Here is a 13,177-nt window from a genome sequence, read left to right as displayed (position 1 = left end):
ATCGCCCTAAAACACCCACACACCACGGCTCTCATACACCGATTCCGACGTATCATTCCCGCAACGGATCGCACGATCCAGTGCCATGATAAGTGCGATCACACCGTCGATCTTCTCCATAGATTTCTCCTTATCTGCCTTGATGTTCCCCGCAGGGTCGGTGCGAATGAAGATGTTGTCTGCCATCCAGCGCATGACGGGATGCCCGCCGTGCGCTATTGTCTTTTCCAAGGTCAGCTTCATCAGTTCCTTGGTCGGCGGGCTCATATCCTTGAAGCCCTGCCCGAATGGAACAACGGTGAATCCCATGCCCTCAAGGTTCTGCACCATCTGCACCGCGCCCCATCGGTCGAAGGCAATCTCGCGGATATTGTACTTCTCACCCAGTTTCTCGATGAACATCTCGATGAATCCGTAGTGAACCACATTTCCCTCTGTCGTTTGCAGGAAACCTTGCCTCTCCCACACGTCATACGGCACATGATCACGCCGCACACGCAGGTCAATGTTCTCCTCGGGAATCCAGAAATACGGAAGCACGGCAAACGGCTCATTTTCCTCCGTCGGAGGGAATACAAGAACAAATGCCGTAATATCCATCGTGGAGGAAAGGTCAAGACCGCCGTAGCAGACGCGCCCCTCCAAGGACTCGGCATCCACAGGTGTGGCGCACGCATCCCACTTATCCATCGGCATCCACCGTACAGACTGCTTCACCCACTGATTCAAACGCAGCTGACGGAAGCTGTTCTCCTCGGCGGGATTCTGCCGTGCAGAGTCACAGGCTGCCTGTACCTTGTCGATGCCGACTGTAATCCCGAGCGACGGATTCGATCGTTTCCAGACCTCCGGGTCTGTCCAATCCTCATCCTCCTTCGCTCCGTAGATCACGGGATAGAAGGTCGGATCAATCTTTCGCCCTTCGAGAATATCCTTTGCTTTCTGGTGTGTCTCGTAGCAGATGGACTGCGTATCCGTCCCCGCCGTAGTGATGAGGAAGTAGAGCGGCTGCATACGCGCATCGCCGGAGCCTTTCGTCATAACGTCAAAGAGCTTGCGGTTCGGCTGTGTATGCAGCTCGTCAAACACAACCCCGTGTATATTGAAGCCGTGTTTCGAGTACGCCTCTGCCGAAAGCACCTGATAGAAGCTGTTCGTCGGCAGATACACCATCCGCTTCTGGGAGGCGAGGATCTTCACCCGCTTGCCGAGTGCGGGACACATCCGCACCATATCTGCTGCGACCTCGAATACGATGCTTGCTTGCTGACGATCAGCAGCACAGCCATACACCTCGGCACGCTCCTCCCCATCGCCGCAGCAAAGAAGAAGTGCAACGGCGGCGGCAAGTTCGCTGTTGTGCGTTGGAACGAAGGATTCCCCTACCAGATAACAATGGCTTCTGCTGTCCACTTGAATGCACTGCATGGGGACTCTCTCTGAGAGCGGCACAATGTCTGCCAGATAATGAAAACAGGAGCGAGTGACGGGCAGGTTTCTTTTCTCGATCTGCAGCGTCTTTGCCGCAGGGATACGGATAACAGAGCGATGCACATCTTTTGCATTCCCCCTATATCGCTCGCGATATTCCATCGTCCGACGGTAGATTTCGCCCGTTGTCCAAAGTACGGAGCGCGGCTCACCGATGATGTAATCCACATTCCAGAGATGCCGCTCCCCTGCCACGATGGACGATCCGTCGCGGAAGGTCAATCGATAGGCTTGCTCCGTATCATCCACATCGCTCTTGGCGACAACTCGGCAGGGCTGTCCGTTTTCGTCAAAAACGGTATCTCCCACACGAATATCACCCATTGTAGTGAATCCGTTCGGTGTCGGGATTTTCGTATTGAGTGCCAACTGTTTTCCCTGTTTCTTGGGAATCTCAACATACGCCGTGTTGAACTGGCGATACCCGCTCGGCTTCAAAATTCCGAAAATGTCTCGGATAATGCGCTCCTGCCAGTCGATGAGTTCGAAGGGCTTTCCTGCCCACGTCCCCTTCGTATGGCACAGGCACTCGATAAAGCCCACAGCATAGTCCGCAGCGGCTTTGTCATAGTGCGATTCCTCTGCCATGAACTTTGTCGGCTTGTAGTCCGTCAGTTTCCGCAAGCAATCACCCCCATCAAAAAAGAGCCGCCGTCAGCGACTCAAAAACACAGAAACGAGAAGCAGCCCCGAAGGGCTGTTTTGTTGTTCGGCGTGGCTTAGATGCGCTTCATGCACCAAGCCATCGCGTGACCGCCGTCCTCGAAAAGCTCGGTGGCGGCTTCGACAAGGTTCAAGCGGCATTCAATGTCCGCGAAGCCTGTCTCCTCTGGCGTTTCGACCATCTCGTAGACGGCTGCGTGGAAGCCCCAGCATTCCATCCCGACGACAAGGATCTGCTCGCCGTAGCGAAGGATCGCGCCGCTCGTTCCGAACCGCATCTCATCGAGGTGCTCCATCGTGGTGGTCTTCGGCCATCTTGCTTCTGCGTTTCTCATTTTGTGTTCCTCGCTTTCTGTGTGTAGGTTGTTCCCTTTGGTCATGTACATATATGCATCTAAACGCAGAATATAGCAAGTCGTATTTTGAATAAACTACACTTATTTTTCGAGAGAAACACAGCCCCGAAAGGCTGTGCTAAATCCCTAGAATCGTAAGCTATTTTTCACCCGTGAGGATAAATCGTACATACGTCGCACGGTCTTCCTCGATGAAGCAGACCAGTTCGTAGAACCCCATCTCGAACGCCATCCGCTGAACTCTGGGGACGTCGAACATATTCACCCGCCCGGAGTTGCGGATGTCCATGATCTGGGAAACAACCTTCTCGTTCATGATCTGTCGCCTTTCTGCACGATGTGGAAAGAGTCCACACCGGGGATCAGGCTCAGTGACGATCCTGTCTCCCACCGAACGAGAAGCTGTCCCGCGTCATCGACGCCCATGACCTCGCCCCTCGTCCCCGTCGGCGGGGCTTGCGGATCGTCCATCGAGAGGAGTTCCACTCTCGTCCCGTGCGGGTACCGCTCTCGAAGTGCGGCAATCTGCTCTCTACTCGGAAACCGCATGATCTTCAGCCTCCTTCCGATGTCCGCTCTTGAACGCGCTGCTGCCGATGAGGTTCTGCAGGAGGATCTTGCGGCTCTCCTTGTAGGCGCTGCCGATCATGCCGAGGCGCAGGAGGAAACAGCGGAATGCGTATTTCTCGTTGTCCACGATCTTCTCCTTTGCCGTGACGCGCTTCTGCGTCCGTGCCATCTCGCAGAGCTTACTGATAAACTCGGCGTATGCCTTTGCCGTCTCGTCGGTGATTGTGCCGTGTAGCCATGCAAAGGTGATGCGGTCATCGATGAGTGTGTAGGTTGCCTCTTTGATGTCAAAGGCGTGGCGAATCAGCCGCCCCTTGCTCCGAAGGAGTGCGTCCAGATTCTTCAGTGCCGTCTCGGTGAAAAGGCTGCGTGGGAGACTGATGGAAAGGTTGTCCTCATCGGTTGCTGCAACGACAGCTTCCTCCATCGCAGTAACTTCTGCCGGCGTTTCTGTTGGTGTCAGCTTATCCTCTGCCGGATCAACTTCGCTAGGCTCTTCCACCGCCGCTTCCGGTCGGCTCGGCTCATTCGCCCCTGTGTCCCCGCAGAAAGCCTCGTTCTCCCCATCCTCGGACGTGAAACCTGCCTCGCGTAGTGCCGTGCGCACACGCGTAACAGTCGCTTCGTCTGCGGCATCATCGAAGCAAAGGATGCCGTCCTTCGTGATTTCGAACGCACCGACCTTGTAGGAAAAGCTCGGTGCGCCGCAGTATGTGGGCTTCGTCTCAAGCACCTTGCCGACGATCCCGACCATCGCCTTGCGCTCTTCCTTCTGGATGTTGTAATTGACCTTCATTTTGAAAACCTCCTTTATGAACTTTGGTCATTACATTCATCACTCGTATGGGAAGAATTAGCAAGCGGATTGTGTTGTATACACCATAGCCTCAGTGAGATAAACCACAGAGTATTATCATTTCACAGAATGAGGAGCAGTCATCCGCTCGAGCATCTTGCCCGTCATCCAGATCGCCCCGTCAATGACAAGCGGCAGGAAGATGCGGTCACGGAATCTGCACCATCCTGACTCCTTCTCGGCACTCTCTTTCAGTGCCGCCGTATACGCCGCCGACACTTCACGCGCCGCAGGAAGCCCCTTCTCATGCAGCCATAGGACGGTCGCTTCCTTCGCCTCCGTCCGCACGAAATCTCCCACATGATTCTTCAGTTCGTTTTGAATGTGTTCCAGTTTCATCTTCAACACTCTCCTTCATAGTCCGTTACCCCACGCGCAATGGCGCGGGCAAATTCATCCTGCTGCGAACGCAGAAGCTCTGCGTCACCCGCATGGTCGATAAACGCAAGTTCCACGAGCACAGCGACCGCATCGGTGTTGCTCAGAACGTACAGACCGTTGACACCGGGCTTTGCCCCCTTCACGCCGCGATCCACGGTTCCGAGTGCATCCACAATCTGATTCTGGATGCACTGTGCCAGTTTCTCTCCCTCTCCGCTTCCGTAGTAGTGCCAGACCTCCGTTCCGTTTGCCGTGCCGTTACAGGCGTTGCAGTGAATGGAGACAAACACATCGGCATCCACACGGTTGGAGGCCGATACGACCTCATGCAGACTATCGGACTGCAAGTTGCCGACCACCTCGACACCTGCGGCACTCAGATAGCCCGCAACAAGGTCAGCGACGTTCTTTGCCACATCACACTCTCGCAGCCCATACCCAAACGCACCGGGATCTGGATTCCCGTTCGGTGCATGACCCGGATTCAAAAACACACGCATCACGATTCCTCCTTCGCTTTTAACACATCCGCATACGGAATGCGCTCACCGTCACGTTCCAAAAACACATCTTCGGCATTCCCGCCTTTGCTCTGAATGTATCGCTCGACAGCGACATCCACGAATTTCGGCTCAAGTTCCACGCCGTAGCAGATACGGTTCAACTGCTCACAGGCAATCAGTGTCGATGCCGAACCAAGGAATCCGTCGAGAACGATACCATTCGTCTGTGTACACTGCTTGACGAGATACGCGATGAGCGGAACGGGCTTCGAGGACGGATGTCCGCATCCGTCCTTCTTCGAGTCCTTGATGCGATCGAATGCAAAGACAGTGGTCTGCTTCTGATCGCCGTACCACCTATGCCGTCCGTCCTTCCTCCATCCCCAGATGATTGGCTCGTGGATGTATTTCCAGTCCGTCCGTGTGAGGACAAGGCGGTCTTTCTTCCAAACGAGTCCCGCACCAACTTTAAAGCCCGCATCCTCATAAGCGTCATGAAAGATGCGGGCTTTTGCTGTTGCGTAGAAAACGTAGATGGATGCGTCCGTCGCCATCGCCGAGTGAAAGGCGATAAAGGCAGATTTGAGGAACTCGTAGGCGTCCTTGTCATTCAGATCATCGTTCTTGATCTTCCCGGACGTGCTTTCAAGCTGGATCATGTACGGCGGGTCCGTGCAGACAAGGTTGACTTTCTCACTGCCGAGCAGCCGCTCATATGTCTCCGGCAGTGTGGAATCGCCACAGATAACACGGTGCTTGCCGAGATGCCACACATCACCCGACCGAGCGACACAAGGCTTTGCGAGTTCTGCATCCACGTCGAAGTCATCTTCCTGCGCATCACCGTCATCCAGTGAGAGCAGGTCGGCAATCTCGGCTTCGTCGAAGCCTGTGAGTGAGATGTCGTAGTCCATCCCCTGCAGGGCTTCCATCTCAACGCGCAGCATATCTTCATCCCAGCCCGCGTCAAGTGCGAAGCGGTTGTCTGCGAGGATGTACGCTTTCTTCTGAGCCTCGGTCAGATGATCGACAAAGACACAGGGAACGCTCTCTATCCCCTCCGCCCGCGCTGCCGCAACACGTCCGTGTCCTGCGAGAATGCCATAGTCCTTGTCGATGATGACGGGACTGACGAATCCGAACTCGCGTAGACTTCCGCGCAGCTTGTTGATCTGTTCGGGCGAGTGCGTCCGTGCATTGTTGGCATACGGGACGAGCTTGCTGATTGGAACTAGCTTCATCTCCGATGTTGTTTTATTCAAATGACTTCCCTCCTTACTTCCTCGAACGCAGAAGCCGTTCCATCCGATCCTCCTGCGGAGAACCGACGAATGTGGTGGTGCAGTTCTGCTTTACGATGTCGAATATCTCATACCAGAGCAGATTGGACTGCTTCTGGAATGCCTGCCCCATCTGGACAAAGGGGCTTGCAATCGCCCCTCCTGTGGTCGGATGCTTGCCGATGAGCCCGTATTGACTCATTGCCTCCTCGCACTGGATGAAGCGGGCAAATGCCTGCGCGTAGCTTTCAATGAGCCGTGGATTCACGAGCCGCTCACAGCCGCGCTCTTTCAGCCACAGCCATGTCTCACGGAAAATCTCATCTGCACCGAGCGGCTTGCCGTTGCGCTGCCGTGCCGACAGGAACTCACTCGGGGTTGGCATTTCCTCGCCGTAGAGATCGGCGACATCCACAAGGTCTGTTCCATCCAGTTCTGTCATTGGAAACTCCATGATGTGCGCGGTGCGCCCGCCCGCAATCTTGTCTGCCAGTGCTTCGGGTTTGTCTCCCGCCCGGATGCGCCGTCCTCCGCGATTTGTTCCGTCACGCGCCATCTTCTCGCCCCCTTCCTTTAATACCCCGTTTGAACTGACGTTTTTGTGCGTGCGCCCCCTCCCCGGTCCAGTAACGGCGCGGTTTTAGAGATTTAACCGCGCCCTAGGGGGAATAAAAAGTATTGCATTTGCTTCACTTTCGCGTTACAATAAACAAAAGGAGGTTATGCATCATGTCCAAGACCGCAACAATCAATATGCGCATCGAACCGACAATCAAAGCGCAAGCTGAAACCGTTTTTTCCAGTTTCGGTATCTCCGTGACCGACGCCATTAACATCTTCCTGCACGCATCCATCATGGAGGGAGGCTTTCCCTTCCAACCGAAACAGCCCCGTTATAATAGGGAAACACTTCTTGCCATGCAGGAAGCACGCGACATCATGGATGGTAAAATTGAGCCGAAGCGTTATCCGTCGCTGTCCGCACTGATGGATGATCTGGATGCGGAGGATGCCCATGCTTGATCTCGTCACCACCACGCAGTTCCGCAAGGATTTAAAGAAGCTGCGCAAACGTGGGGCAGATATACAAAAGCTGGATGATGTTCTGAAAATGCTCTGCGCGGAAAAACAACTGCCCGAAAGGTATCGGGATCACGCACTCGTTGGTGATTACATTGGTTTTCGCGAATGCCACATCATGCCGGACTGGCTACTCCTATATGCCATCGACAAAGGAAAACTGATTCTGACCGCTTCCCGCACGGGTTCACATAGCGATCTCTTCTAGCCGATTCATTGGAGTCGGCTTTTTATTTTGGTGCTTTCCGTTGATGAATCCGCTCATGACAAGACACGCAGAGCGACATCAAATTGCTCTCATCGTGCGTGCCGCCGTCGGCGAGAGGTCGAATATGATGCACAAGCGTCGCGAGAACGTATCTGCCTCGCTCCTTGCAACACTCACACAGCGGATGCGCTGACAAGTGACGGTCGCGAATCCTGCGCCATGCACTGCCGTATCTCTCGTGCTGATCGTACCCACGCGTGAAGTGGTCATAGTGCCGCTGCATCGTTTTCTCGTGCTCCTCGCAATAACAGCTTTTTCGATCTGTAAGATTCGGGCATCCTGTCATGCGGCAGGGGCGCTTCGGCTTTCTCGGCATCGCGCACCTCCTCGATGGCATGAAAAAAGCCCTCGCAGAGAATTGCTTCTCCGAGAAGGCTGATTCCATATCCTATTCTTGCTGAGTATATCATATCACTGTCAAGGTAGTGACATCAAGACGACATCGACTGCCATTTAGTGACATTTAGTTACATCGGAGAAATATTTTTCAGTCCCTCGCCATGGAGCCGATAGATTTGACGCAGCCCCAGTTTCATTTTCGATGCAATCTCTGCCCACGAGTGATAGTTCATGTAGCGGAGATACAGCACACGTCGCGCATCCCTGTCCTCTACCTGCTGCACCCTTTCGTAAATCTCAGAGCGTAGATCAACAAGACGGTCAATCTCACGGTCGATCTTCTCTTCTCGGTCGATGATTTTCGCGATGGTATCGGAAAGCTGCGATGTGTTCCTCGTTGCATTGCCCGGCATTCCAGTAATGACCGCCGTGGTCTTTTCTGCCATGCTGCGGAGAACTGCGACCTCCTCCAACATACTCTGGATTTCATTGTCAATGTTCCATGCCTGACTGAGATACTCTTTTGCTGTCACACAAACTCCCCCTCTAACTGTTGCAGAAGCCATTCTCCGTTTATACTCGTCAACTGACCAAACCATGCGGAACGAAAGAACCGCTCCGTGTCGCTGCGCATCGCCATCGCCTCGACATTCTCCACCGCTTTGCGAAGAACCGTCCGCGCCCACCGATAATCCTTTGCCGCCTGTTCGATGATTGCATTGGCAAGAACCTCACAGTTCATCATGGGAAGCCACCTCCAGATTCGCTTTGACAGCATCGATCAGAGCCGTCTGGATCTTGTCTTTCCGTTCAAGAGCTTGCATAACATTCTCATCCATCGTCCCTGCCGTGATGATATGGTGAATGACCACGGTCCCTGTCTGCCCCTGCCGATAGAGACGCGCATTGGTCTGTTGGTAGAGTTCCAAACTCCACGTCAGACCAAACCAGATGAGCGTCGAACCGCCGAACTGAAGGTTGAGTCCATGTCCCGCACTCGCTGGATGAATCACGGCGATTGGGATTTTGCCCGTATTCCAGTCCGCAATATCTGCACTCGACCGAATCTCTCGAACAGGAATCCGCGCCTTGATCCTCTCAAGATCATGCCGATACCAGTACGCAACGAGTACGGGCTTTCCATTCGCACTCTCGACAAGATCTTCGAGTGCATCCAGTTTGCGGTCATGCAGGTGGACGGATTTCCCGTCCTCCGTATAGACGGCTCCGTTTGCCATCTGGAGGAGTTTCCCGGAAAGTGCCGCCGCACTGACGGCATCAACCTCCGTACCACCAAGGGCAACCACCATGTCCCGCTTCATCCGGTCATAGAGTTCCCGCTCACGCTCATCCATAGCAACACATACGCTATTTGAGATGAGCTGCGGCATTTTGAGATAATCCTTGGAACGCATGGAGATGGTGATGTCCTCAATTCGTCGGTAAATTTCATCCTCCGCGCCCTCGCGGGGCTTGTAGCTGAACACCATCTGTTGATTCCGTTTGTCGGGAAGGAAGAAGTCATTGCGGTAATGGGAGATGAATTTGCCGAGCCGTTTGCCCATATCCAGAAGACGAAACTGTGCCCAGAGATCCATGAGTCCATTTGCCGACGGTGTTCCCGTCAGCCCCACAATTCGCTTGACCGAGGGACGCAGCTTCAGGAGAGAGCGGAATCTTTTTGCCTGATGAGATTTGAACGATGAGAGTTCATCTATGACGATCATATCAAAATCCAACACTGCGCCGCTCTCCTCAATCAGCCACTTTACATTTTCTCGGTTGATAATATACACATCCGCATGCTGCATGAGTGCCGCCGTCCGCTCCCTCGGTGTTCCCATAACCACAGAGGCGCGGATGTTTTTCGTGTGCTCCCACTTTATGATCTCCGACGGCCATGTATCTCGCGCCACACGCAGCGGAGCGATAACGAGCACCTTGCCGATCTCAAAGAAGTCATGCAGGAGTTCCTCGATTGCCGTAAGCGTGACGACTGTCTTCCCAAGCCCACAATCCAAGAAAATCGCGGCTTCCTTGTGATGCAGGATAAAATCCTTGGCGTATGTCTGGTAAAAATGCGGTTCATAGCGCATTGATAATTCCTCCGATCTCTTCTTTCCCATCGACCACATAGACCTTGAATCCGAGCGCACGCAGTTGCTCGATACGCCACACCTGCAAGGGGCGCGGCTTCCTGCCCGGAGCCTTAAGTTCCATAAAGCACATCTTGCCGCCCGGCATGAGCACAAGTCGATCCGGTACACCTGCACATCCCGGAGATATGAACTTCAGTGCAAGCCCGCCGTGCGATTTTATGACCATTGTGGTGTATCTTTCCAAATCACGCTCTCGCATTGATATTCCTCACTTTCAAGGCATGAAGTGATGGTAGTGATGGTTGCCGCCTATATCTTTATATATATAAATATTTTTATTTTTTCTTTCTTCCTAAGTTTTCTTTTTTCCCTATATATAAAAGATAAAAGAACTGTCACTACTATCACTCATGTTCCGTAATCCCAATAATGACAAGGGGTTGAGCCGGTGACAGTTCTTTGCTTTTACTGCCACCGAACGCTCACTGCTGTCACAAAAAATCTTCTTCCGATCCGTTGTAGGGCACTGTGTATTCGCGGACAGCGTCCTCATTCAGAATCAAATCCTTATACACGCTGCCGTAACTCCGGCGTATGGTCATTGAGCTGAAATCCGTCTTGTAATACCGAGCCAGTGTGGTTCTGAACTCCCGTGCGGTCTTGGCAAAGCCATTGTTGTTGTCCCTGCACCATGCCTGATAGATGCGGTAGACCTTGCCCGTTGTGACCTCGCTGCATTTTGCTCCCTCGGGACGTTTCATCATGCACTCTGCATGGAAGGCAAGCACGGAGTTGTTCTCGACCATGTATTCCTCTCTTGCCGACAGAACCGACTGCGGCTCTGTGAACCGGTAGCCGTTTTGGATGACCGCACGCAGCGCATGGACGGCTTTGCGGACGATCCCGTCACGCTCGGCATAGAGCTTTTCTCCGAGAAGCCTGTCCTGCTTGTCGATGGGAATGGCATTTTTGCAATGTACCTGCATGATACGGTCATGCACCCACTGCCCGTCATCGCCGCCGAACCTCGGCAGCTGATTCATGCAGAACCAGAACAGTCCGTTGAAAGTGAACTCGAATCCGTTCTGCCCCTTGAACTCTGCGAAGATGCTGTCCCCGCCCGTGCATTTCTTGAAGGTCTTAAGTTCATCCACAGTGATGAAGCTCATGTCGGAACTGCCCGCAAGGCGCATTCCGTAAATCAGCCCCGTGCCGAACCGTGCCTCGATCTCACGAAGGTCAATGCCGACGTAGTTCCCTCTGCCGAGCAGCTGCTCCACGAGACATTTGAGACGGGATTTCCCCGTATCCCCCGCTCCGTACATAAAGAGAGCCTTCTTCATACGCCATCCTTTGACGTTGGACAGACACGCACCGATGAACTCAAGCAACAGTCGCTCAATCTCGGTGTCGCCATCTGTGAGTGTCTGCATGAATGCATCGAACACAGGTGTCGCAATCTCTTCACACGCCCACTCGCACGGAATCTGTATGGTGGATAACAGGTCGGAAGCATGTTCGGTCAGTTCCATCGTGGAGAGATGAAGGATTCCGTTTTGGAAGTTGATGATGTCCTCATCTGCATTGAGGTCGGAGTCCTTGATATAGTTCAGATCCGTTGTGAGGATGCGAAACGTCTCATCCACCTTTCGCATCTCAATCATCTCTGAATCGTAGGATGCAATGCAGTTTTTGATGAGACCTTTCAGCATATCGTCGGCATAGAGTCGGTATACACCGCCCTCGTAGACATAACGCAGCACGCCATGCCGCGCACTGTCGCGAACAAAGATGTAGTGCAGGTTCTGCCGAATGTAATCTGCAAGTGCCGGACAGCTGATGACGGGATTTCCCTTTGCGTTGAAGTGAATGAAGTCCGGATGCTCCATCGCTGCTGCATGGAACACGCCATGACACGCTTCCACGCCCGTACGGATGGTCGCTGCCTTGTAGTCCTCGCGCTCCCACTTACGGCGGTAAAGCGCGGACTGGCGAAAGACAGCATCGATCAGGGCTGGATCGTCACCTGTACGAAAGGCAATCAGGGCACAGAGGGCGGCATCTGCTTCCGAAGCACTGCCATACTCCGAGATGTCGCCACGGTCAAAGAGCCGCGCAAACTTCCCACCATTCTTCGCTTTTCGCAAAGAACAAACAATGTCGAAGATGGCACGGTCGCCGTCCTCATTTGGACGGTAGTTCACAGGCTGCTTGCGCAGCATATCCTTCCTGAGTGTGGTAAGTACGGCTTCTGTCCCATCGTTAAGAGGTGCATCGTGGAATACATCACCCATGAATACCGCAAAACGGTTGGTCAGCCCTCCAACGTAGAGTTCCATTTTGTTGTGCGGATTTTTGACGTAGAATTTCGGATCGAGTTTTTCCTTACCGTCCTTGTCCTTTGTTTTCGGGATGCGGTCATAATCACAGCATCCATAGATGTGGATTCCATTTCCACTGATGGACTTCTCGGCGTAGGTGTCATGTCTGCGGATCTGCAGCTGCACCATCGCATCCGCTTCGTCCCTGTGGTCAATGTCCAAGAAATACATTCCCTTCGGGATAATGAAGCCGACACCGCTGTAGGACGATGCCTCTGCCGCATGCCGGGCTTCCTCGAACGTCACCCAACTTGCCCGAAATGCATGATTCGATCCCGTGATACCGCCGTCTGCGGCACAGGGCTTCTTCGTGGACTTTCCATCCTTTTGGACATACTTCCAACAGACCCAGATTTTCTCTTTCTTGAGTTCGTCGACGGTCATCCCCATACGACCTCCTCGCATTTCGTGTTGAAATACCGTATCGGGATGCAAAGAGAACGCGCCTTGGCGATCTCTTCCTCCATCCCTTCGGTGATTTCCGTACCGAATGCCCAGAGTTCCCTGCACTTGCGCAGGAGAACAAAATTCATGTGAATCGCAAGAGCGCGATCCTGCTCCTCGGACATGAACTGTGGGAACAGCAGATGAGGTGCCAGAGGAATACACCCACGCCGAACGGCAAAGCGGCAATACTCCCGCGCCCGCATGATATTGACACGCAGATTGTTACGGTATGCCGAACATATGTAGATGATCGGGAAAGCGGCGTTCATCTCCCTCTCGAGAGTCCTCATTGCCGCCCCCGCCGTCGGATCCGGATAGTGAGATTCGTTGAAATGCTGCATAAATTTCTCCTTTTTAATCACGGGGAAATCACATGCCCTTTTCATAAGAGTGCAGACAGAAAAAGGGGAAGTGGTCACCATTTCTTAAAAGTTTTTTCAATCAAATTTATTTTGATAAATAC

18 protein-coding genes are annotated in these 13,177 nt (G+C 53.3%); 2 read left to right on the top strand and 16 right to left on the bottom strand.

Annotated features, from left to right (window positions below; translation table 11 throughout):
* Nucleotides 1–6: 6 nt before the first annotated feature.
* The 9 genes from H1B31_RS08145 to H1B31_RS08105 form a co-directional block, all read right to left on the bottom strand.
* A complete protein-coding gene (locus tag H1B31_RS08145; RefSeq protein ID WP_185979945.1) occupies nt 7–2,115 on the bottom strand; it encodes a terminase TerL endonuclease subunit in 2,109 nt (702 codons plus the stop codon).
* 95 nt (nt 2,116–2,210) lie between these two features.
* A complete protein-coding gene (locus tag H1B31_RS08140) occupies nt 2,211–2,489 on the bottom strand; it encodes an Nmad4 family putative nucleotide modification protein (RefSeq protein ID WP_037350273.1) in 279 nt (92 codons plus the stop codon).
* Between the two features lie 160 nt (nt 2,490–2,649).
* Nucleotides 2,650–2,826 (bottom strand): DUF5049 domain-containing protein, encoded by a 177-nt coding sequence (locus tag H1B31_RS08135; protein ID WP_006306644.1) that lies wholly within the window; start codon nt 2,824–2,826, stop codon nt 2,650–2,652.
* Nucleotides 2,823–3,059, bottom strand: coding sequence for a DUF4314 domain-containing protein (locus H1B31_RS08130; RefSeq protein WP_009438455.1), 237 nt, complete (start codon nt 3,057–3,059; stop codon nt 2,823–2,825). The genes H1B31_RS08135 and H1B31_RS08130 overlap by 4 nt, the downstream gene beginning before the upstream one ends.
* Entirely contained in the window at nt 3,043–3,876 is an 834-nt protein-coding gene (locus H1B31_RS08125) for a hypothetical protein (RefSeq protein WP_009438392.1), read from the bottom strand. The genes H1B31_RS08130 and H1B31_RS08125 overlap by 17 nt, the downstream gene beginning before the upstream one ends.
* A 117-nt stretch (nt 3,877–3,993) precedes the next feature.
* Nucleotides 3,994–4,275, bottom strand: a complete 282-nt coding sequence (locus H1B31_RS08120) for a hypothetical protein (protein ID WP_009438578.1) — start codon at nt 4,273–4,275, stop codon at nt 3,994–3,996.
* A 2-nt stretch (nt 4,276–4,277) separates the two neighbouring features.
* On the bottom strand, nt 4,278–4,817 hold the full coding sequence (locus H1B31_RS08115; RefSeq protein WP_009438400.1) for an N-acetylmuramoyl-L-alanine amidase family protein: 540 nt from the start codon (nt 4,815–4,817) through the stop codon (nt 4,278–4,280).
* The gene (locus tag H1B31_RS08110) at nt 4,817–6,082 is read right to left on the bottom strand and encodes a site-specific DNA-methyltransferase (RefSeq protein WP_102493614.1); all 1,266 of its coding nucleotides are present in this window, start codon (nt 6,080–6,082) and stop codon (nt 4,817–4,819) included. The genes H1B31_RS08115 and H1B31_RS08110 overlap by 1 nt, the downstream gene beginning before the upstream one ends.
* 13 nt (nt 6,083–6,095) lie before the next feature.
* Nucleotides 6,096–6,656 (bottom strand): P27 family phage terminase small subunit, encoded by a 561-nt coding sequence (locus H1B31_RS08105; protein WP_185979944.1) that lies wholly within the window; start codon nt 6,654–6,656, stop codon nt 6,096–6,098.
* A gap of 173 nt (nt 6,657–6,829) precedes the next feature.
* On the opposite strand from H1B31_RS08105, the gene H1B31_RS08100 reads away from it, so the two are divergent.
* Both H1B31_RS08100 and H1B31_RS08095 read left to right on the top strand, forming a co-directional pair.
* Nucleotides 6,830–7,123 carry a type II toxin-antitoxin system RelB/DinJ family antitoxin gene (locus H1B31_RS08100; protein ID WP_006696279.1) on the top strand — a complete coding sequence of 98 codons (294 nt, stop codon included), beginning with the start codon at nt 6,830–6,832 and terminating at the stop codon, nt 7,121–7,123.
* Nucleotides 7,116–7,388: a type II toxin-antitoxin system RelE/ParE family toxin gene (locus H1B31_RS08095; protein ID WP_185979943.1), complete on the top strand. Its 273-nt coding sequence runs from the start codon at nt 7,116–7,118 to the stop codon at nt 7,386–7,388. The genes H1B31_RS08100 and H1B31_RS08095 overlap by 8 nt, the downstream gene beginning before the upstream one ends.
* Nucleotides 7,389–7,410: 22 nt before the next feature.
* On the opposite strand, the gene H1B31_RS08090 is transcribed toward H1B31_RS08095, so the two are convergent.
* From H1B31_RS08090 to H1B31_RS08060, 7 genes are all read right to left on the bottom strand, one after another.
* The gene (locus H1B31_RS08090; RefSeq protein ID WP_185979942.1) at nt 7,411–7,764 is read right to left on the bottom strand and encodes an HNH endonuclease; all 354 of its coding nucleotides are present in this window, start codon (nt 7,762–7,764) and stop codon (nt 7,411–7,413) included.
* Nucleotides 7,765–7,915: 151 nt separating this feature from the next.
* The gene (locus H1B31_RS08085; protein WP_226372091.1) at nt 7,916–8,320 is read right to left on the bottom strand and encodes a hypothetical protein; all 405 of its coding nucleotides are present in this window, start codon (nt 8,318–8,320) and stop codon (nt 7,916–7,918) included.
* Nucleotides 8,317–8,529: a hypothetical protein gene (locus tag H1B31_RS08080; protein ID WP_185981267.1), complete on the bottom strand. Its 213-nt coding sequence runs from the start codon at nt 8,527–8,529 to the stop codon at nt 8,317–8,319. The genes H1B31_RS08085 and H1B31_RS08080 overlap by 4 nt, the downstream gene beginning before the upstream one ends.
* Entirely contained in the window at nt 8,519–9,883 is a 1,365-nt protein-coding gene (locus H1B31_RS08075) for a DEAD/DEAH box helicase (protein WP_185979941.1), read from the bottom strand. The genes H1B31_RS08080 and H1B31_RS08075 overlap by 11 nt, the downstream gene beginning before the upstream one ends.
* Complete coding sequence (locus H1B31_RS08070) at nt 9,873–10,145, bottom strand: VRR-NUC domain-containing protein (RefSeq protein ID WP_185979940.1); 273 nt, start codon at nt 10,143–10,145, stop codon at nt 9,873–9,875. The genes H1B31_RS08075 and H1B31_RS08070 overlap by 11 nt, the downstream gene beginning before the upstream one ends.
* 232 nt (nt 10,146–10,377) lie before the next feature.
* Nucleotides 10,378–12,657 carry a DNA primase family protein gene (locus H1B31_RS08065; protein ID WP_185979939.1) on the bottom strand — a complete coding sequence of 760 codons (2,280 nt, stop codon included), beginning with the start codon at nt 12,655–12,657 and terminating at the stop codon, nt 10,378–10,380.
* Nucleotides 12,648–13,055, bottom strand: coding sequence for a DUF7768 domain-containing protein (locus H1B31_RS08060; protein WP_185979938.1), 408 nt, complete (start codon nt 13,053–13,055; stop codon nt 12,648–12,650). Before H1B31_RS08060 ends, H1B31_RS08065 begins: the two co-directional genes overlap by 10 nt.
* Nucleotides 13,056–13,177: the final 122 nt, after the last annotated feature.

This window comes from Selenomonas timonae (genome assembly GCF_014250475.1).
GTDB lineage: Bacteria > Bacillota > Negativicutes > Selenomonadales > Selenomonadaceae > Centipeda > Centipeda timonae.
This window is presented reverse-complemented; position numbering and strand designations above follow the sequence as displayed.